General features: G+C 65.7%; 19 protein-coding genes. All 19 read left to right on the top strand.

The features are described 5' to 3' along the window. Positions 1-30: 30 nt before the first annotated feature. The 19 genes from ndk to ACSQ27_RS05115 all read left to right on the top strand — a co-directional run bounded on the left by ndk (position 31) and on the right by ACSQ27_RS05115 (position 18,485). Positions 31-456 (top strand): nucleoside-diphosphate kinase, encoded by a 426-nt coding sequence (gene ndk / locus ACSQ27_RS05025; RefSeq protein WP_122956648.1) that lies wholly within the window; start codon positions 31-33, stop codon positions 454-456. A gap of 80 nt (positions 457-536) precedes the next feature. Further along, on the top strand, positions 537-1,685 hold the full coding sequence (gene rlmN, locus ACSQ27_RS05030) for a 23S rRNA (adenine(2503)-C(2))-methyltransferase RlmN (protein WP_436154367.1): 1,149 nt from the start codon (positions 537-539) through the stop codon (positions 1,683-1,685). After that, positions 1,682-2,500, top strand: a complete 819-nt coding sequence (gene pilW, locus ACSQ27_RS05035) for a type IV pilus biogenesis/stability protein PilW (protein ID WP_436154368.1) — start codon at positions 1,682-1,684, stop codon at positions 2,498-2,500. Before rlmN ends, pilW begins: the two co-directional genes overlap by 4 nt. Beyond that, positions 2,493-3,530 carry a helix-turn-helix domain-containing protein gene (locus ACSQ27_RS05040; protein ID WP_436154369.1) on the top strand — a complete coding sequence of 346 codons (1,038 nt, stop codon included), beginning with the start codon at positions 2,493-2,495 and terminating at the stop codon, positions 3,528-3,530. The genes pilW and ACSQ27_RS05040 overlap by 8 nt, the downstream gene beginning before the upstream one ends. A gap of 2 nt (positions 3,531-3,532) precedes the next feature. Then, positions 3,533-4,804: a flavodoxin-dependent (E)-4-hydroxy-3-methylbut-2-enyl-diphosphate synthase gene (gene ispG, locus ACSQ27_RS05045; RefSeq protein WP_436155400.1), complete on the top strand. Its 1,272-nt coding sequence runs from the start codon at positions 3,533-3,535 to the stop codon at positions 4,802-4,804. Positions 4,805-4,809: 5 nt separating this feature from the next. Then, positions 4,810-6,162, top strand: a complete 1,353-nt coding sequence (hisS, locus tag ACSQ27_RS05050; protein WP_436154370.1) for a histidine--tRNA ligase — start codon at positions 4,810-4,812, stop codon at positions 6,160-6,162. 95 nt (positions 6,163-6,257) lie between these two features. Then, the gene (locus ACSQ27_RS05055) at positions 6,258-6,950 is read left to right on the top strand and encodes a YfgM family protein (RefSeq protein WP_436154371.1); all 693 of its coding nucleotides are present in this window, start codon (positions 6,258-6,260) and stop codon (positions 6,948-6,950) included. Beyond that, the gene (gene bamB / locus ACSQ27_RS05060) at positions 6,947-8,101 is read left to right on the top strand and encodes an outer membrane protein assembly factor BamB (protein WP_436154372.1); all 1,155 of its coding nucleotides are present in this window, start codon (positions 6,947-6,949) and stop codon (positions 8,099-8,101) included. Before ACSQ27_RS05055 ends, bamB begins: the two co-directional genes overlap by 4 nt. 30 nt (positions 8,102-8,131) lie before the next feature. After that, the gene (gene der / locus ACSQ27_RS05065) at positions 8,132-9,475 is read left to right on the top strand and encodes a ribosome biogenesis GTPase Der (protein WP_436154373.1); all 1,344 of its coding nucleotides are present in this window, start codon (positions 8,132-8,134) and stop codon (positions 9,473-9,475) included. Positions 9,476-9,544: 69 nt separating this feature from the next. Next, positions 9,545-9,796, top strand: a complete 252-nt coding sequence (gene hfq, locus ACSQ27_RS05070) for an RNA chaperone Hfq (RefSeq protein ID WP_007871209.1) — start codon at positions 9,545-9,547, stop codon at positions 9,794-9,796. Further along, positions 9,793-10,974, top strand: coding sequence for a GTPase HflX (gene hflX / locus ACSQ27_RS05075; RefSeq protein WP_436155401.1), 1,182 nt, complete (start codon positions 9,793-9,795; stop codon positions 10,972-10,974). Before hfq ends, hflX begins: the two co-directional genes overlap by 4 nt. Positions 10,975-11,031: 57 nt before the next feature. Beyond that, positions 11,032-12,447, top strand: a complete 1,416-nt coding sequence (hflK, locus tag ACSQ27_RS05080) for an FtsH protease activity modulator HflK (RefSeq protein ID WP_436154374.1) — start codon at positions 11,032-11,034, stop codon at positions 12,445-12,447. 11 nt (positions 12,448-12,458) lie between these two features. Further along, entirely contained in the window at positions 12,459-13,361 is a 903-nt protein-coding gene (gene hflC, locus ACSQ27_RS05085; protein ID WP_436154375.1) for a protease modulator HflC, read from the top strand. 6 nt (positions 13,362-13,367) lie between these two features. Further along, on the top strand, positions 13,368-13,556 hold the full coding sequence (locus tag ACSQ27_RS05090; RefSeq protein WP_436154376.1) for a DUF2065 domain-containing protein: 189 nt from the start codon (positions 13,368-13,370) through the stop codon (positions 13,554-13,556). Between the two features lie 117 nt (positions 13,557-13,673). Then, positions 13,674-14,864 carry an ATP phosphoribosyltransferase regulatory subunit gene (locus ACSQ27_RS05095; RefSeq protein WP_436154377.1) on the top strand — a complete coding sequence of 397 codons (1,191 nt, stop codon included), beginning with the start codon at positions 13,674-13,676 and terminating at the stop codon, positions 14,862-14,864. A gap of 54 nt (positions 14,865-14,918) precedes the next feature. Next, the gene (locus ACSQ27_RS05100) at positions 14,919-16,262 is read left to right on the top strand and encodes an adenylosuccinate synthase (protein WP_436154378.1); all 1,344 of its coding nucleotides are present in this window, start codon (positions 14,919-14,921) and stop codon (positions 16,260-16,262) included. An 83-nt stretch (positions 16,263-16,345) separates the two neighbouring features. Continuing rightward, positions 16,346-16,870: a phosphoribosyltransferase gene (locus ACSQ27_RS05105; RefSeq protein WP_436154379.1), complete on the top strand. Its 525-nt coding sequence runs from the start codon at positions 16,346-16,348 to the stop codon at positions 16,868-16,870. Between the two features lie 169 nt (positions 16,871-17,039). After that, complete coding sequence (locus ACSQ27_RS05110) at positions 17,040-18,218, top strand: PLP-dependent transferase (protein ID WP_436154380.1); 1,179 nt, start codon at positions 17,040-17,042, stop codon at positions 18,216-18,218. Between the two features lie 81 nt (positions 18,219-18,299). Further along, the gene (locus tag ACSQ27_RS05115) at positions 18,300-18,485 is read left to right on the top strand and encodes a hypothetical protein (RefSeq protein ID WP_436154381.1); all 186 of its coding nucleotides are present in this window, start codon (positions 18,300-18,302) and stop codon (positions 18,483-18,485) included. The last annotated feature ends 73 nt before the right edge of the window (positions 18,486-18,558 follow it).

Consider the following 18,558-nt stretch of genomic DNA (forward strand, 5'->3'; position numbering starts at 1 on the left):
AATCCAAAAAATCCCAGTTAAGGAACTCTCATGGCAATCGAACGCACTCTCTCCATCATCAAACCCGACGCAGTGGCAAAAAACGTGATCGGCCAGATCTACGCGCGTTTTGAAGCCGCCGGCCTGAAGGTCGTGGCCGCCCGCATGGCCCACCTGTCGCAAGGCGAGGCCGAGGCTTTCTACGCCGTGCACAAAGAACGTCCTTTCTTCAAGGACCTGGTTTCCTTCATGATTTCCGGCCCGGTGATGATCCAGGCGCTGGAAGGCGAAGGCGCCATCCTGAAGAACCGCGACCTGATGGGCGCCACCGACCCGAAGAAGGCCGCCGCCGGCACCATTCGCGCCGACTTCGCCGACAGCATTGACGCCAATGCCGTGCACGGTTCCGACGCCGCGGAAACCGCCAAGGTGGAAATCGCCTTCTTTTTCCCCGGCATGAACGTTTACTCGCGTTAAACCATGTCCGACCCCATGCCTTGCTACCCCTTTCCAGGGCCGTCGCTTGCTTGGGGCGGTTCAGCCGGCTGCCTGCTGCGATGACGGCCAACCTTCTTGATTTTGATCTGGATGGTTTGGCCGCCTTCTGCGAGCGGCTCGGTGAAAAGCGCTTTCGCGCCACGCAGCTCTTTCGCTGGATCCACCAGAGGGGAGCGACCGATTTCACGCAGATGACGGACCTCGCGAAGTCCCTGCGCGAAAAGCTCACCGGCTCGGCCCACATCCAGGGACCCAAAGTGGTCTCCCGCCACGATTCCGCCGACGGCACCATCAAATGGCTGTTCGACGTCGGCGCCGGCGATGTCATTGAAACCGTTTTCATTCCCGAAACCGACCGCGGAACCCTGTGCATTTCCTCGCAGGCCGGCTGCGCCGTCGGCTGCCGTTTCTGCTCGACAGGCCACCAGGGCTTCAGCCGCAACCTGACCACCGGGGAGATCATCTCCCAGCTGTGGTTTGCCGAACACTTCCTGCGCCAGCACCTGGGCCGCGAGGAGCGGGTGATCTCCAACGTCGTCATGATGGGCATGGGCGAGCCCCTGCAGAACTACTCGCAGCTGCTTCCCGCGCTCAAGGTCATGCTGGACGACCACGGCTACGGCCTGTCGCGGCGCCGCGTGACGGTGTCCACCTCGGGCGTGGTGCCCATGATTGACCGCCTGGCCGGCGATTGCCCGGTGGCCCTGGCCGTCTCGCTGCATGCGCCCGAAGACGCGCTGCGCGACAACCTCGTGCCGCTGAACAAAAAATACCCCATCGCGGAATTGCTGGAGGCCTGCACCCGCTACCAGGCTTCGGCGCCCCGCGATTTCATCACTTTCGAGTACTGCATGCTGGACGGCGTGAACGACCAGCCCGCGCATGCGCGCCAGCTGGTGTCGTTGGTCCAGGCCCACGCGGCGCGCGGCCTGTCCTGCAAATTCAACCTGATTCCCTTCAACCCGTTTCCGGCCTCGGGCCTGAAGCGTTCCGATATGCCGCAAGTCAGCGCATTTGCGAAAATCCTGATGGATGCGGGCATCGTGACCACCGTGCGCAAAACCCGCGGGGACGATATCGACGCGGCCTGCGGGCAGCTCGCGGGCGATGTGCAGGACCGCACGGGTGTGGACCAGCGCATGGCCGCCCAGCGGCAAGGTATGCTCGGGGGAATTAAAGTCGTTGTGGCCAAGGGGATGGGTGTATGAGGTTTCTCTCCAATGTGATCTGGTTGCCGGTGTGCTGGCTTGTCGTGATGCTGGCGGGATGCGCCGGCCAGCCGGGTGCTCACGGCGCTGCCGGGGCCACCGGAGGCCGCAGCGACATCGTCACCGAATCGGACGAGCCCGACGGGCGCCGGCGCGCGCGGCTGCGGCTTGAACTGGCCTCGGGCTACTTCGAGCAGGGCCAAACCAATGTGGCGCTCGATGAAATCAAACAGTCGCTGCTGGCCGACCCGAGCTTCGGCGATGCCTACAACCTGCGCGGCCTCGTGTACATGCGCCTCAACGACATCCCGATGGCCGAAGACAGCTTTCGCCGCGCGCTGGCGCTGAACCCGCGCGACGCGGACGTGGCGCACAACTACGGCTGGCTGATGTGCCAGCAGGCGCGCTACACCGACGCGATGCGCTTTTTCGGCCAGGCGATGTCCAATCCCACCTATGGCGGCAGGGCCAAGACGCTGATGACGCAGGGGGTCTGCCAGATGCGTGCCGGACAGCGCGCCGAGGCCGAGCAAAGCCTCATGCAGTCCTACGAGCTGGATGCGGGCAATCCCGTGACCGGCTACAACCTGGCCCATCTTCTGTATGAGCGCGGTGAACTGACACGCGCCCAGTTCTACATCCGCCGCATCAACAACAGCGACCTGGCCAACGCCGAAAGCCTGTGGCTGGGTATCAAGACCGAGCGCAAGCTGAACAACCGGGAGTCGGTGCTGCAGCTGGGCGAACAGCTGAAAAAGCGGTTTGCGCAGTCCCGCGAAGCGGCTGCCTATGAAAAGGGCTCTTTCAATGAGTGAGCTTGACCTGACACCAGCGGGGCAATCCGAGGGCGAAGCGGCGCCTGCCGGTTTCAGCCACAGCGGCATGCCGGCTCCTGGCGCGACGGCCGGCGGCCTGCTTCGCCAGGCCCGGGAGGCGGCGGGCATCCACATTGCCGCGCTGGCGGTGTCGCTCAAGGTTCCCGTGAAAAAACTCGAAGCGCTGGAACAGGATCGCTTCGACCTGCTGCCCGATGCCGTTTTTGTGCGCGCGCTGGCCTCCAGCGTGTGCCGCACCCTCAAACTCGACGCCGCCCCGGTGCTGGGCCTTTTGCCCCAGACCAGCGCGCCCAAGCTGACCTACCAGGGAACGGGCATCAACGCCCCGTTCCGTTCGCCGGGCGAGGGCCCCGGGCCGTCGATCTGGACCCAGGTTTCCAGGCCGGCCGTGCTGGCGGGGCTGCTCCTGCTGCTCGGCGCCCTGGTCCTGATTTTCCTGCCCGCCATCAAGCACGACGGCAGCAACGGCAAGACCGAAACCGCCGACACCACCATGCCGCCGGGCGCCGACGCCGGGAAACCGCTGCCGGTGGCCATTGCCGGCCCTGGTGGCCTCACCGACATGTCCAAGCCCGCCGTCCCGGCCGAGCAGGCCAGCGCGCCCCCTGCCGCGGCCAGTGCCGCCGCCCCGACGACGGTTCCCTTGTCCATCGCGACATTGCCTCCGGCGGTGCTCAGCCCCACGCCGCCGGCAGCCGTCGCCGCTTCCGCGCCGGCCGTCGCACCCCCCGCCGCTCCGGTGCCTGTGGCCGCCGCCTCGCAGGCCATGCCTGCGGGCATCGTGACCTTCCGCGCCAAAGGCGAGTCCTGGGTGGAAGTGACCGATGCCAAGGGCACGGTCGTGCTGCGCCGCACCCTGACGGCCGGTGAGGTCGCCGGCGCGTCCGGCGTGTTGCCGCTGGCCGCCGTGGTCGGCAAGGCCGACCTCACCCAGGTGCAAGTGCGCGGGCAGGCCTTTGACCTGACCGCGGTCGCCAGGGACAACGTTGCCCGCTTCGAGGTGAAATAGTGCTGCAGGCCTGCCTTCCCATCGAGTCCGCCTTCCCCAAGGCGCGACGCTCCCTCCAGGCGCAGGTCGCCTGGGGTTCGCGCATCGTCACCGTGGGCGGCGACGCGCCGGTGCGCGTGCAATCCATGACCAACACCGACACGGTGGATGCCATAGGCACCGCCATCCAGGTCAAGGAACTCGCGCTGGCGGGCTCCGAGATGGTCCGCATCACGGTCAACACGCCGGAAGCCGCCCAGGCCGTGCCTTATGTGCGCGAGCAGCTGGACCGCATGGGCGTCGACGTGCCCCTGATCGGCGATTTCCACTACAACGGCCACCGCCTGCTCACCGACTATCCGGCCTGCGCGGAAGCCTTGTCCAAATACCGCATCAATCCCGGCAACGTCGGCAAGGGCGACAAGCGCGACCGCCAGTTCGGCCAGATGATCGAAGTCGCCATGCGCTGGAACAAGGTCGTGCGCATCGGCGTGAACTGGGGCAGCCTGGACCAGGAACTGCTGGCCAGCCTGATGGACGAAAACAGCAAGCGCGCGGTGCCCTGGGACGCGCGGCAGGTGATGTACGAGGCCTTGATCACCTCCGCGGTGGATTCGGCCCAGCGCGCCGAGGAAATGGGCATGGCCCGCAACCAGATCATCCTGTCCTGCAAGGTCAGCGGCGTGCAGGACCTGATTTCGGTCTACCGCGAGCTGGCCCGGCGCACGGACCACTCGCTGCACCTGGGCCTGACCGAGGCCGGCATGGGCACCAAAGGCACGGTGGCTTCGGCCACGGCGCTGGCCATCCTGCTGCAGGAGGGCGTGGGCGACACCATACGCGTCTCCCTGACCCCGCAGCCGGGCGAAGCCCGTACCCAGGAAGTCGTGATCGCCTCCGAAATCCTGCAGGCGCTGGGCCTGCGGACCTTCGTGCCCAGCGTGACGGCCTGCCCGGGATGCGGCCGCACCACCAGCACCACCTTCCAGGAACTGGCCAAGCAGATTGACGACTTCCTGCGCGCCCAGATGCCCGTCTGGCGCAAGCAGTACCCCGGCGTCGAAGGGCTCAAGGTCGCCGTGATGGGCTGCATCGTCAACGGCCCGGGCGAGAGCAAGCATGCCGACATCGGCATCAGCCTGCCCGGCTCCGGCGAAGCGCCGGCCGCGCCGGTGTTCATCGACGGCGAGAAAAAACTGACCCTGCGCGGCGACAACATCGCGCAGGAGTTCCAGGTCATCGTTGAAAACTACATTGAAAAACGTTTTGGCGCGCACGCCGTCGAAACTGCCTGATATCCATGGTTGAAAAAACACTAGCTGCCGCGACGGCGGAGAAGCCCGCTTTGGCGAAAACGGAAAAGCTCACCGCCGTCAAAGGCATGAACGACATCCTGCCGCCCGAATCGGCGCGCTGGGAATGGTTCGAGGCCAAGGTGCGCGCGCTGATGGCGCGTTATGCCTACGCCAATGTGCGCACGCCCATCGTCGAGCCGACCGCGCTGTTCGTGCGCGGCCTTGGCGAGGTCACCGACATCGTCGAAAAAGAGATGTACTCCTTCGTGGATGCCATGAACGGTGACAAGCTCACGCTGCGCCCCGAGGCCACCGCCGGCATCGTGCGCGCGATGGTCGAGCACAACGCGCTGTACAACGGGCCCATGCGGGTCTGGTCCGCGGTCACGCTGTTCCGCCACGAGCGGCCGCAGAAAGGGCGCTACCGCCAGTTCCACCAGATCGACGTCGAAGCCCTGGGCTTTGCCGGGCCCGACGTGGATGCCGAGCAGATCCTGATGTGCCGCGCGCTGCTGCGCGACCTGGGCATTCCCATGGAGCACGTGCGGCTCGAGCTCAACAGCCTGGGCCAGCCCGGTGAGCGCATGGCGCACCGCGCCGCGCTGATCGCCCACTTCGAGGCGCATGCCGAGGTGCTGGACGAGGACGCCAGGCGCCGGCTGCACAGCAACCCGCTGCGCATCCTCGACACCAAGAATCCCGCCATGCAGGCCATCGTCGAAGCGGCGCCGCAGCTGATGGACTTCCTCGGCGAAGCCTCGCTCGCGCACCTGAACGCCGTGCGCGCGGTGCTCGACGCCGCCGGCGTGGCCTACCGCATCAACCCGCGCCTGGTGCGCGGCATGGACTACTACAACCTCACCGTGTTCGAGTGGATCACCGACAAGCTCGGCTCGCAGGGCACGGTTTGCGGGGGAGGGCGCTACGACGGCCTGTTCGAGCAGCTCGGCGGCAAGCCGACGCCGGCGGTCGGCTGGGGCATGGGTGTGGAGCGCATGCTGCTGCTGCTTGAAGCGGTCGGCGTGCTGCCGCCCGAAAACGCGCCCGACGCCTACGCCATCCTGCCGTCGGCCGAGGCCTTGCCCGCCGCCATGGCGGCCTGCGAAGCCCTGCGCGGCGCCGGTATCAAGGTGCAGATGCACGGCGGCACGGGGGAGGGCATGGGCAGCATGAAATCCCAGTTCAAGAAGGCCGACGGTAGCGGCGCGCGTTATGCGCTGATTTTCGGCGCGGACGAACTCGCCCAGGGCAACGTGGCCGTGAAACACCTGCGCGGCGAAAAAGACCAGGCCTTGCAGGCCCAGCTGCTCCAGCCGCTGGCCGATGTGGCGGCCTGGGCCCACACCTTGCGCGGCTGAACCGCCGGGCCGCGCCCGCCGGGCGCGTGTCCCCGGGCCTCTACAATCACCCCAACTCAATCCGCGCCGTCACCGGGCAGCACAAGAAGACTTTTATGGCAAAACACCTCGATTTGGAAGAACAGGAACAGCTTGACGAACTCAAGCACTTCTGGAAACAGTACGGTGACAGGATCACCTGGGCGCTGATTGTCGTGTTGGGCGTCTTTGCGGCCTGGACCGGCTACCAGTACTGGCAGCGCAGCCAGGCGGCGCAGGCCGCGGTCATGTACGAAGAAGTCGAGCGCTCCGTGCAGTCGGGCGACGCAACCCGGATCGACCGCTCCCTGGCGGACATGAAAGAGCGTTTCAGCGGCACGGCCTATGCCCAGCAGGCCGGCTTGCTGGCCGCTCGCGCCTATTACGACAAAGGCAACGTCGACTCCTCGCGCGCCGCCCTGAACTGGGTCGCCGAAAAAGCGTCCGACGAAGGCTACCAGGCCATCGCGCGCCTGCGCCTGGCCGGCCTGCTGCTCGAAAAGAAGGCCTATGACGAAGCGCTCCAGCAGGTTTCTGGCACTTTCCCCAAGGGGTTCACGGCGCTGGCCGCCGACCGCCGCGGCGACATCCTGGCCGCCCAAGGCAAAAAAGCCGAGGCCAGGGCGGAATACGAGAAGGCCTACAAAGACCTTGACGAGCGCACCGAGTACCGCCGCCTCGTGGAAGTCAAGCTCAACGCACTGGGCGTAGACCCGGCCGCGCAGGCCAAATCCGCAACCCCCGCATCGAATCCCGAGGTGAAGAAATGATCCAACCGTCTTTCAGGCCCCTGGCCCAGGCCGTGCGCACGCCGGCCCTCATCCTGCTGGTGGCTGCCCTGGGCGGATGCTCGATGTTCGGCAGCGGCCCTGCCAAGCCCCAGCCCGCTGAACTCCAGCCCGTGACGGCCCTGGTGGCCGCCCGCCAGACCTGGACCACGCGTGTCGGTCAGGTCAATTTCCCGCTCCAGACCGGGGTTTCCGGCAACAGCGTGGCGGTCGCCAGCGGCGACGGCACCGTGGCCCTGCTGGACGCCCAGACCGGCCGCGACGTGTGGCGCCTTGCGCTGAACACGCCGCTGGCCGCGGGCGCCGGCAACGACGGCAAAGTCGTGGCCGTGGTGACCACGGCCAATGAAATCGTCGCCTTGCAGGGCGGCCGCGAACTGTGGCGCCAGAAGCTGGGCGCCCAGGCCTTCACCGCGCCCTTTGTGGCCGGCGAGCGCGTGTTTGTGCTGGCCGCCGACCGTTCGGTCACGGCCTTCGACGGGCAGACCGGGCGCAAGCTCTGGGCCCAGCAGCGCCCCAATGAACCCCTGATCCTGCGCCAGTCCGGCGTGATGCTGGCTGTCGGCGACACCCTGGTGGTGGGCCTGGCCGGCCGGCTGGCGGGCCTGAACCCCACCAGCGGCAGCATCCGCTGGGAAGCCCCGATCGCGACGCCGCGCGGCATCAATGACGTGGAGCGCCTGGTCGACCTGGTCGGGCGCGTCAGCCGGCAGGACGACGTCGTGTGCGCGCGGGCCTTCCAGGCCAGCGTCGGCTGCGTCAACGCCGCGCGCGGCAACCTGCTCTGGACCAAGCCCGCCAACGGCGTGCAGGGCCTGGACGGCGACGACCGCTTTGTCTTCGGCACCGAAGCCGACGGCAACGTGATCGCCTGGCGCCGCACCGACGGTGAGCGCGCCTGGACCACCGACCGCCTGCGCTACCGCAACCTGACCGCCCCGGTGGTGGTCGGTCGTTCCATCGCCATCGGCGACTTCTCGGGTTTTGTGCACCTGCTGTCGCGTGAAGACGGCTCCCTGCTCAACCGCCTGCCTACCGACGGCACCGCCATCGCGGCCACCCCCGTGCTTGTGGGCAATACCTTGATTGCCGTCACCCAGGGCGGTGGCATTTACGGCTTCCAGCCCCAATAAAGGGCCTTGGGCCCCGCCTGAAACTGATTGATGAAACCTGTCATTGCGCTAGTCGGCCGCCCCAATGTGGGCAAGTCGACGCTTTTCAACCGGCTGACCAAGACGCGGGATGCGATCGTGGCCGACTTCGCCGGCCTGACGCGGGATCGTCACTACGGTAACGGCAAGCTGGGCCCCCACGAGTACATCGTGATCGACACCGGCGGCTTTGAGCCCGACGCGGCCTCCGGCATCTACAAGGAAATGGCCAAGCAGACCCGTCAGGCGGTCGCCGAGGCCGACGTGGTGGTGTTTGTGGTCGATGCCCGCGCCGGCATCAGCGCCCAGGACCACGACATCGCCAAATACCTGCGCAAGCTGGGCAAGCCCACGGTGCTGACGGCCAACAAGGCCGAGGGCATGACCGAAGGCGTGCAGCTGTCCGAGTTCTTCGAGCTGGGCCTGGGCGAGGTGCTGCCGGTTTCCGCCTCGCACGGCCAGGGCATGCGCACGCTGGTCGACATGGCGCTGGCGCCGCTCAAGCTGCCCGACCCGGATGAAGAGGCCGAGCCTCAGGACCCTTCCGTCATCCGCCTGGCCGTGGCCGGACGCCCGAACGTCGGGAAATCCACGCTGATCAACACCTGGCTGGGCGAAGAGCGCCTGGTGGCCTTCGACCTGCCGGGCACCACCCGGGACGCTATTTCGGTGCCTTTTGAACGCGCCGGGCAGAAGTTTGAGCTCATCGACACAGCCGGGCTGCGCCGCAAAGGCAAGGTTTTCGAGGCCATCGAGAAGTTTTCCGTCGTCAAGACCCTGCAGGCCATCGAGAACGCCAATGTCGTGCTGCTGCTGCTGGACGCCACCCAGGGCGTGACCGACCAGGACGCCCACATCGCCGGCTACATCCTGGAAAGCGGCCGCTCGGTGGTCCTGGCCGTCAACAAATCCGATGCGGTGGACTCCTACCAGCGCGAACTGCTGGAGCGCTCCATCGAAACCCGGCTGGGCTTCCTCAAATTCGCCTCCATCCATCCGATTTCGGCCATCAAGCGCCAGGGCCTGGGCCCGGTCTGGAAGTCCATCGTGCAGGCCCATGCCTCGGCCAACCGCAAGATGTCCACCCCGGTGCTGACCCGGCTGCTGCTGGAGGCGGTTCAATTCCAGCAGCCCCAGCGCTCCGGCGTGTCCCGCCCCAAGCTGCGCTACGCCCACCAGGGCGGGATGAACCCGCCCATCATCATCATCCACGGCAATTCGCTGGAGCACGTCACCGAGTCGTACAAGCGCTACCTCGAAGGGCGCTTTCGCAAGGAGTTCGACCTGGTCGGCACGCCCCTGCGGATCCAGATGAAAAGCTCCCACAACCCCTTTAAGGACAAGGAATCGGCCTAGGACTACACGGGCCGGCCCGTGCCCTGTGGTAAGGTCAGGTTCTATTAACTTTTGAACACGGAAAATATCGTGAGCAATAACAAAGGCCAGCTCTTGCAGGATCCATTTCTCAACACCTTGCGTCGCGAGCATGTTCCTGTATCCATCTATCTCGTCAACGGGATCAAATTGCAAGGCCAGATCGAATCCTTCGATCAATACGTGGTCCTGCTTCGCAACACTGTGACCCAGATGGTCTACAAACATGCGATCTCCACCATCGTTCCGGGCCGCGCGGTGAATTTCGCGACCAGCGAGTCTGAAGAAAGCCCCGCCAGCTGAGTTCGTCCGATGCTCCGGTGAACCCGAAACCCCTCGTGCTTCTTGTCGGGGTGGACCTTGGGTTCCCGAACTTTGATGCTGGCCTGCAGGAACTGGGTTTGCTCGCGCAAACGGCGGGCCTGCAGCCGGTTGCGCGCGTCACCTGCAAACGCAAGGCGCCCGACGCCGCGCTCTTCATCGGCAGCGGCAAGGCCGACGAAATCAAGCTGACGGCGCTGGACACCGGCGCCACCGAAATCCTGTTCGACCAGTCCCTGAGCCCGGCGCAGCAGCGCAACCTCGAGCGTCACCTGGACATGCCGGTCAACGACCGGACCCTGCTGATCCTCGAAATCTTCGCCCAGCGTGCGCGCAGCCACGAGGGCAAGCTGCAGGTCGAACTGGCGCGGCTGCAATACATGTCCACGCGCCTGGTGCGGCGCTGGTCTCACCTGGAGCGGCAAACCGGCGGCGCCGGCGTGCGCGGCGGCCCTGGTGAGAAGCAGATCGAGCTCGACAAACGCATGATCGGCGACGCCATCAAGCGCACCAAGGAACGCCTGGCCAAGGTCAAAAAGCAGCGGCAGACCCAGCGCAAGCAGCGCGAGCGCCGCAATTCCTTCACGATCTCCCTGGTGGGCTACACCAACGCGGGCAAGTCCACGCTCTTCAACGCGCTGGTCAAGGCGCGCGCCTATGCGGCCGACCAGCTGTTCGCCACCCTGGACACCACGACGCGCCAGCTTTACCTGGGCGACGCCGGGCGTTCGGTATCGCTGTCGGACACCGTCGGTTTTATCCGCGACCTGCCGCACGGCCTGATAGACGCCTTCGCCGCGACCCTGCAGGAAGCGGCCGACGCCGACCTGCTGCTGCATGTGGTGGACGGCGCCAACCCCGACTACCTCGAACAGATCGAACAGGTGCAGCGCGTGCTTTCGGAGATCGGCGCGGCCGATGTGCCGCAAATATTGGTGTTCAACAAGCTGGATGCCATTGAAAAGAACAACTTCCCCCTGCACCTGCAGGACATGTTCGAACTCAGGGACGCGTTTGAGGGCGCCAGCCGCAGCGTTGAACGGGTGTTCGTGAGCGCCCAGACAGGCGAGGGCCTGCCGCTTCTGCGGGCCTTGCTGGCCGGCTACGCGGCCAACCCGCCGGCCGAGGAAATCCCCCTGACTGCCGAGGACCTTGCCTGATATGGCGAATTCATTAGGCACAATGTCGGTGTAATGAAAAAAAGTGAGTTTGATCCCATGAATCTGAACCCCGTGCTGCAGACTTTGACGACCTTGCCAGGCCGGCTCAGGCATCGCGCCCAAGGCATGTTCAACCTCAATGATCCGCGCTGGGGCCGGGACGACGACAAAGCCTCGTCCGACGACAGCAAGCCCGAGGCGCCCCGCGACGACAAGCAGCCGCCCCGTCCGCCCAACCGTCCGCAAGGGCAGGGCCCCAACCAGCCGCCCGACCTGGACGAACTCTGGCGCGACCTGAACCGCAAGCTCGGCGGCCTTTTCGGCGGCGGCAAGAACAACCCCAACCGCGGCGGTTTCGGCCGCGGCAATGGCGGCGGTGGAAATAACGGCGGCTTCCAGCCCGACATGAAAAGCGCCGGCATCGGCGTCGGCCTGATCGCCAGCGTTGCCGTGCTGATCTGGCTGGGAACCGGCTTTTTCATCGTCCAGGAAGGCCAGCAGGCCGTCATCACCCAGTTCGGCAAATACCACTCCACCGTGGGCGCGGGCTTCAACTGGCGCCTGCCTTACCCGGTCCAGCGCCACGAGATCGTCGTGGTCACGCAAATCCGTTCGGTGGACATCGGCCGCGACATCATCATCAAGGCCACCGGCCTGCGCGACTCCGCCATGCTGACCGAAGACGAAAACATCGTCGAGATCAAATTCGCCGTGCAGTACCGCCTGAACGACGCGCGCGCCTACCTGTTTGAGAGCAAAGACCCGGCCGCCGCGGTGGTGCAGGCCGCCGAGACCGCCGTGCGCGAGGTCGTCGGCAAGATGAAGATGGATTCGGCGCTCGCCGACGAGCGCGACCAGATCGGCCCGCGCGTGCGCACCCTGATGCAGACCATCCTGGACCGCTACAAGGTCGGCGTGGAAGTCGTCGGCATCAACCTGCAGCAAAGCGGCGTGCGTCCGCCCGAGCAGGTGCAGTCGGCCTTCGACGACGTGCTCAAGGCCGGCCAGGAACGCGAGCGTGCCAAGAACGACGCCCAGGCCTATGCCAACAACGTGATCCCGCGCGCCGTCGGTTCCGCCTCGCGCCTGAAGGAAGAGTCCGAAGCCTACAAGGCCAAGATCGTGGCGCAGGCCCAGGGTGACGCGCAGCGCTTCCGCTCGGTGCTGACCGAATACCAGAAGGCGCCCCAGGTCACGCGCGACCGCATGTACACCGACACCATGCAGCAGGTCTATACCAACGTCACCAAGGTGCTGGTCGACTCTCGCCAGGGCAGCAACCTGCTGTACCTGCCGCTGGACAAGATCATGCAGATGAGCGGCCAGAGCGGCGACGCCGCGGTTTCCGGCGAAACACCGCTGGTTCCCGGCTCGGCCTCTTCATCCGCGCCTGCCGCGCCCATCTCCAGCTTGCCACCCCTCGATGCCCGTTCACGCGACGCCGCCCGCTCGCGCGACCGTGAAACACGCTAAGGAAGACGATCGTGAATAGAGTTGGATTTATTGTTTCCTCGCTGCTGGTCCTCCTGGCACTGCTCAGTTCCACGCTGTTCGTGGTCGACCAGCGCCAGTTCGGCGTGGTCTATGCCCTGGGGCAGATCAAGGACGTGGTCACCGAGCCCGGCCTGCATTTCAAGATGCCGCCGCCGTTCCAGAACGTCTCCTACATCGACAAGCGCCTGCTGGTGCTCGACAGCGTCGACGCCGAGCCCATGCTGACGGCCGAAAAGCAGCGCGTCGTGATCGACTGGTACGTGCGCTGGCGCATCACCCAGCCCAGCGACTACATCCGCAACGTCGGCCTCGATGAAAAAGCCGGGGCCAACCAGCTCAACCGCGTGGTCCGCAACGCCTTCCAGGAAGAGATCAACAAGCGCACCGTCAAGGACCTGCTCTCGCTCAAGCGGGAAGCGCTGATGGCCGACGTCAAGCGCGAGGTGCTGCAGGCCGTGCAGGGCGCCAAGCCCTGGGGCATGGACGTGGTCGACGTGCGCATCACGCGCGTGGACTATGTGGAAGCCATCACCGATTCCGTCTACAAGCGCATGGTGGCGGAGCGCCAGCGCGTGGCCAATGAACTGCGCTCCACCGGTTTGGCGGAAGGCGAAAAAATCCGCGCCGACGCCGACCGCCAGCGTGAAGTGACCATCGCCAACGCCTACCGCGATGCGCAGAAGGTCAAGGGCGAGGGAGACGCCGAAGCCGCCCGCACCTATGCCGAATCGTTCGGCCGCGACCCGCAGTTCGCCCAGTTCTACCGCAGCCTCGATGCCTACAAAGCCAGCTTCAGCAAGAAAAGCGACGTGATGGTGCTGGACCCTTCGTCCGACTTCTTCAAGGCGATGCGCGGCCCGGGCTCCGGCAGCGCCGCACCGGCCAAAAAATAAGCCGGCGTGGACGGCAACACCTTCTGGCTGGCACTGGCCCTGATGCTGGTCATCGAGGGCCTGTTGCCTTTCATCTCTCCCGGCGGCTGGCGCCGCATGTTCGAGCAAATCCTCACCCTGGGCAACGGCCAGATCCGCTTCTTCGGGCTGTGCAGCATCGCGGCGGGTTTGATCCTGCTGGCCGTGCTGGCCTGAATTCCACATCACGGCCGCACCCCTATTTCGCCCCGGGGGACTTATCCGCCTCCGGCAAGCCGAAAACCGGCTTCAAGCCCGGTAAAATGCTGTTTTTAACAGCCCACGAAAATTACAATGCCCGCCTGGTCGTCATCATGGCAATTGCCCGATCAAATTGCCGATGTCCTGCCCTCCGAGGCGCGCCACATCGAAGAGCTGCGCCGCCTGTTTCTGGACACCGCCCGCAGCTACGGCTATGAACTGGTCATGCCGCCGCTGCTCGAGCACCTCGAGTCGCTGCTGACCGGCACCGGCGAAGCGCTGGACCTGCAGACTTTCAAGCTGGTCGACCAGCTTTCCGGCCGCACCCTGGGCCTGCGCGCCGACACCACTCCCCAGGTCGCCCGCATCGATGCCCATTTGCTCAACCGGAACGGCGTGGCCCGCCTGTGCTACTGCGGCCCGGTGCTGCACACCCGCACCGACCGCCCCCACGCCACCCGCGAGCCGCTGCAGTTCGGCGCTGAAATCTACGGCCATGCCGGGCTGGAAGCCGACCTGGAAGCCCAGCAACTGGCGCTCGAGGGCCTCAAAGCGGCCGGCGTGACCGCATTGAGCGTCGACATGGCGGACGTGCGCATCGTCAACAGCCTGCTGGCCGGCGCCACCGTCAGCGGCAAGACCCTGGCGCTGATCCACACCGCGCTGGCGGCCAAGGACGCCAGCGAACTCGACAGCCTCACTGCCAGCCCCGGCAGCGGCATTTCCGCCGAGGCGCGCGCAGGCCTCAAGGCGCTGCTGCAGCTCTACGGCGACGAAAAAGTCCTGGCCGAAGCCGAAAAGGCCTTGCCGCCCTCGACCGGCCTCAAGGCGGCGCTGCAAAACCTCAAATGGCTGGCGGCCCACACCGGCGGCGAAAAAGGCGAGGTCAAGGTCAGCTTCGACCTTGCCGACCTGCGCGGCTACGCCTATTACAGCGGCACGCGTTTTGCCATCTACGGGCAGGGCGCCGAACTGGCGCGCGGTGGCCGCTATGACGAAGTCGGCGCGGTATTCGGCCGCAACCGCCCGGCGGCCGGGTTCAGCCTGGACCTCAAGGAGCTCGTCAGCGTGCTGCCGCCCCGGCCCCTGAAGGCCGCCATACGCGCGCCCTGGAGCGAAGACGCCGGCCTGCGCGCGGCCATCGCCCGGCTGCGCGCCGGCGGCGAAACCGTGGCCTGCGTGCTGCCCGGCCATGAACATGAAGTCAATGAATTCGATTGCGACCGCGAACTGGCCCAGGCGGCCGGTCAATGGGTGGTCCAGCCCCTGAAGAAAGCCGCTTGAGGGCCGTGTGCCCCCATCCGGCTTGATCCCAACACACCTTAACGAGAATTGAAGATGACAAACAAACAAACCGCAGACGCGGGCCGCAATGTCGTGGTCGTGGGCACCCAGTGGGGCGACGAAGGCAAGGGCAAGCTGGTCGACTGGCTCACCGAGATGTCGCAGGGCGTGGTGCGCTTCCAGGGCGGCCACAACGCCGGGCACACGCTGGTCATCAACGGCGTGAAAACCGCGCTGCACCTGATCCCCAGCGGCATCATGCGCCCCGGCGTGAAGTGCTACATCGGCAACGGCGTGGTGCTGTCGGCCGCCAAGCTGTTCGAGGAAATCGAAGGCCTGGAGAAAGCCGGTGTCGAGGTGCGTTCGCGCCTGCGCATCAGCGAAGCCTGCCCGCTGATCCTGCCTTTCCACGCCGCGCTCGACATTGCGCGCGAAGCCTACCGCGAGAAGGGCGGCACCACCAAGATCGGCACCACCGGCCGCGGCATAGGCCCCGCCTATGAAGACAAGATCGCGCGCCGCGCGCTGCGCGTGCAGGACCTCAAATACCCCGACCGCTTCGCCGCCAAGCTGCGCGACCTGCTGGATCTCCACAATTTCGTGCTGACCGGCTACCTGCACGCGCCGGCGATCGATTTCGACACCGTGTATGCCGAAGCCATGCGCCACGCCGAGCTGCTCAGGCCCATGATGGCCGACGTCTCGCGCGAACTCAACGATGCCCACCGCGACGGCGCCAACCTGCTGTTCGAAGGCGCGCAGGGCACTTTGCTCGACGTCGACCACGGCACCTACCCCTACGTCACCTCCAGCAACTGCGTGGCCGGCAATGCCGCCGCGGGCGCCGGCGTGGGCCCGGGCATGCTGCACTACATCCTGGGCATCACCAAGGCCTATTGCACGCGTGTGGGCGGCGGGCCGTTCCCGACCGAACTCGACTGGGAAAAGCCCGGCACCGTGGGCTATCACCTCTCCACTGTGGGCGCCGAAAAAGGCGTGACCACCGGGCGCAGCCGCCGCTGCGGCTGGTTTGACGCCGCGCTGCTCAAGCGCTCGGCCCAGGTCAACGGCCTGTCGGGCCTGTGCATCACCAAGCTCGACGTGCTCGACGGCATCGACGAGCTCAAGCTGTGCACCGGCTATGAACTCGACGGCCACATCACCGACATCCTGCCTATGGGCGCCGAAGAGATTGAACGCTGCAAGCCGATCTACGAAACCATGCCCGGCTGGAGCCAGAGCACGGTCGGCGTCACTGAGTACGACAAGCTGCCCGTGGCCGCGCAGAAGTACCTGCACCGCATCGAGGAAGTGACCGGCGTGCCCATAGCCATGATCTCCACCAGCCCCGACCGCGACCACACCATCCTGCTGCGCAACCCCTACGCCGCCGCTTGACCGGATACCCGCCACAGCCTTAGCCAAACAGCCTGCCGCCCCTGAAAAAGGCGCAGGCAGCGAATACATCAGGAGCGCCACCCATGTTGACAGAAGACGGCAAGCATCTCTATGTGAGCTATGACGAATACCACAACCTGATTGAGAAACTGGCCATCAAGATCCACCAGTCCGGCTGGCAGTTCGACACCATCCTGTGCCTGGCCCGCGGCGGCATGCGCCCCGGCGACATCCTGTCGCGCATCTTCGACAAGCCGCTGGCCATCATGTCCACCAGCTCCTACCGCGCCGATGCCGGCATGACGCAGGGCAACCTCGACATCGCCCGCTTCATCACCACGCCCAAGGGCGAGATCGCCGGCAAGGTGCTGCTGGTCGACGACCTGGCCGATTCCGGCCACACGCTCAACGCCGTGATCCACCAGCTCAAGAACAACTACAAACCCATCACCGAGCTGCGCAGCGCCGTGATCTGGACCAAGGGCGTGTCCAGCTTCCAGCCCGATTACTCGGTCGAGTTGCTGCCCACCAACCCATGGATTCACCAGCCGTTTGAAGGCTATGACTCGCTGTCACCGGCGCAACTGATGGCGAAGTGGAAGATTTAAGCCCCCACGCTTTTCACTTCGTGTAATGCGCTGCCCCCCCGAGGGGGCGCTGCGCCTGCGGTCTGGCAAAGCCAGTCCCGCGGCCCCTGCTTGAATCGAGAAGCCCCTGCGGACACGGCTTTTGTTCTGCTGCTCTTCAAGCCTCAGGGCTTGCCGTTAATATGCGGTCATGAGCGACATTTCCACCACCCTGATCCACCACCCCTACAAGCCGCCCGCCGGGTTTGACGCGATTCCGCCCGGTGTCTACAAGGCTTCCACCATTGCTTTTCCCACCGTCGCAGCGCTGCGCAGCCGCGACTGGAAGCACAAGACCGGCTACACCTACGGCCTGCACGGTACGCCCACCACCTTCACGCTCGAAGAACGCATCGCCACCCTGGAAGGCGGCAAATATTGCACGCTGGTGCCCAGCGGACTGGCGGCGGTGGTGCTGGTCGGCATGGCGCTGCTCAAGGCCGGCGACGAACTGCTGATCCCCGACAACGCCTACGGCCCCAACAAGAGCTTCGCGCAGGGCGAGCTGGCCGCCTGGGGCATCACCCACCGCTTTTACGACGCGATGAACCCCGCCGACCTGGCCGCCAAGCTGGGCCCGAAAACCCGGCTGGTGTGGATAGAGGCGCCGGGCTCCATCACGCTGGAATTCCCCGACATGCCCGCGCTGGTCGCGGCCGTCAAGGCGCACAAGAATGCCCACCCTGCGGGCATCGTGACCGCGCTCGACAACACCTGGGGCGCCGGCCTGGCCTTCAAGGCCTTCGATCTCGGCCTGGACATCTCGGTCCAGGCGCTGACCAAATACCCCAGCGGCGGCGCCGACGTGCTCATGGGCTCCGTCGTCACGCGCGACGAGGCCTTGCACCACCTGGTCCACTTCTGCCACATGCGCGTTGGCTACGGCATAGGCGGCAACGATGCCGAACTGGTGCTGCGCGGCCTTCACAGCATGGCCTTGCGCTATGCGGCCCAGGATGCCGCGACGCGCGAACTGGCCACCTGGCTGGCCGGCCGGCCGCAGATCGCCACCGTGCTGCACCCGGCCTTGCCCGGATCGCCCGGCCACGAAGCCTGGAAGCGTGACTGCAGCGGCGCCGCTTGCCTCATGAGCGCCGTCTTCAAACCCGAGTTCACCCCCGAACGGGTGGACCGTTTTTGTGACAGCTTGAAACTTTTCAAACTGGGTTACAGCTGGGCCGGCCCCATGAGCTTGTGCGCTCCGTACGACATCCCGGCGCTGCGCACCACGCCCTGGCCCTACAAAGGCGGCCTGGTGCGTTTTTCGACAGGCCTGGAAGCCGTCGCCGACCTGCAGGCCGACATTGCGCAGGCCCTGGAAAAAGCCTGATCCAAAAGCGGGGCAAACGCCTGGTATCCGGCGGCGGCAATGCAGTACAGTAAGGCTTACTTATTCAGATGAAAGCACGCAGTGGCAACTCCCAACTATTCCTACGAAAAGCGCCAGAAAGAGCTTGCGAAAAAACGCAAAAAAGAAGAAAAGCTCAAGCGCAAGGCCGAGGGCAAGCCGGATGATGCGGCTGACGATGGGGACGATGCGCCGCCCGCTGACGGCGATGCCCCGGCTGGCGTGCCACCCACTGACCCTGCGCCCTGAACGTTCAAGCTTCCAGTTCTTGATAAACAAGCTTTCGAAAACCCGGCACACCCAGCGTGTGGCCGGGTTTTCT

Source organism: Polaromonas sp. LjRoot131 (assembly GCF_964252805.1).
Classification (GTDB): domain Bacteria; phylum Pseudomonadota; class Gammaproteobacteria; order Burkholderiales; family Burkholderiaceae_C; genus Polaromonas.